This is a genomic window from Sphingomonas sp. GW821-FHT09B04 (assembly GCF_059418285.1).
The window spans coordinates 1-1499 of the sequence record NZ_JBWKPO010000010.1 but is presented as its reverse complement, the minus strand read 5'-3'; the positions used below and the strand labels follow the sequence as shown (position 1 = coordinate 1499).

The 1499-nt window shown below is 68.1% G+C and carries 1 protein-coding gene; it reads right to left on the bottom strand.

Annotation, left to right across the window (positions count from 1 at the left end):
• The coding region (acs, locus tag AC07NK_RS20170; RefSeq protein WP_495172419.1) for an acetate--CoA ligase at positions 1 to 1499 on the bottom strand (1499 nt) is incomplete at both ends.

Genomic DNA, 1499 nt, shown 5'->3' with positions numbered 1-1499 from the left:
CCCACGCGGTTGGCGACGAGGTCGTCGACGACGGAGGGGTCGGCGAGGGTGGAGGTATCGCCGAGGGATGAGACGTCGCCCTCAGCGATCTTGCGCAGGATGCGGCGCATGATCTTGCCCGAGCGGGTCTTGGGCAGGCCGGGCGCGAACTGGAGCGCGTCGGGGGTGGCGATCGGGCCGATTTCGGTGCGGACCCATTTGATGAGCTCGGCGCGCAGCGCATCGTCGGCGGTGCAGCCGGCGTTGAGCGTGACATAGGCGTAGATGCCCTGTCCCTTCACATCGTGCGGCATGCCCACGACCGCGGCCTCGGCGACCTTGGGGTGGAGTACCAGCGCGCTCTCGACCTCGGCGGTGCCCATGCGGTGACCGGACACGTTGATGACGTCGTCGACCCGCCCGGTGATCCAGTAATAGCCATCCTCGTCGCGGCGGCAGCCGTCGCCGGTGAAGTATTTGCCCGGATAGGTGGTGAAATAGGTCTGGAAGAAGCGCGCATGATCGCCCCAGACGGTGCGCATCTGCCCCGGCCAGCTGCGCGCGATGACGAGGTTGCCCTCGGTCGCGCCGTGGAGGACGTTGCCCTCGGCATCGACCAGCTGCGGATCGACCCCGGGCAATGGTCGCGTCGCCGAACCGGGCTTGAGGTCGGTCGCGCCCGGCATCGGTGCGATCATCGCCCCGCCGGTCTCGGTCTGCCACCAGGTGTCGATGATCGGGCAGCGGCTCTCGCCCACCACCTCATGATACCAGCGCCACGCCTCCGGGTTGATCGGCTCGCCGACCGTGCCGAGCAGCTTCAGCGACTTGCGGCTGGTGCTGGTGACGAAGCCGTCGCCGTCCTTCATCAGCGCGCGCAAGGCGGTCGGCGCGGTGAAGATCGTGTGGACCTGGTGCCGGTCGACCACCTGCCAGATGCGGCTGGCGTCGGGCCAGTTGGGCAGGCCTTCGTACATCAAGGTCGTCGCGCCATTGGCGAGCGGGCCATAGAGGATGTAGCTGTGCCCGGTGACCCAGCCGATATCGGCGGCGCACCACCACACATCGCCGGGCTTGTAATCGAAGCACAGCTCGTGCGTCAGGCTCGCCCACAGCAGATAGCCCGCGCTGGTGTGGAGCACGCCCTTGGGTTGGCCGGTCGAACCCGAGGTGTAGAGGATGAACAGCGGGTCTTCGGCATTCATCGTCTCGGCCGGGCAGTCGGTCGACACACCCGCCGCTGCCTCATGGTACCAGATATCGCGGCCTTCGGTCATCGTGACGTTGCCGCCGGTGGCCTTGACGACGATCACCGTCTCGAGCGCCGGCGCACGCTCGGCGGCTGCGTCGACATTGGCCTTCAGGGGGATGCGCTTGCCGCCGCGGCGGCCCTCGTCGGTGGTGACCACCACCGAGCTGTCGCAATCGGTGATGCGTCCGGCCAGCGCCTCGGGCGAGAAGCCGCCGAACACCACCGAATGGATCGCACCGATCCGCGCGCAGGCGAGGATCGCGAACGC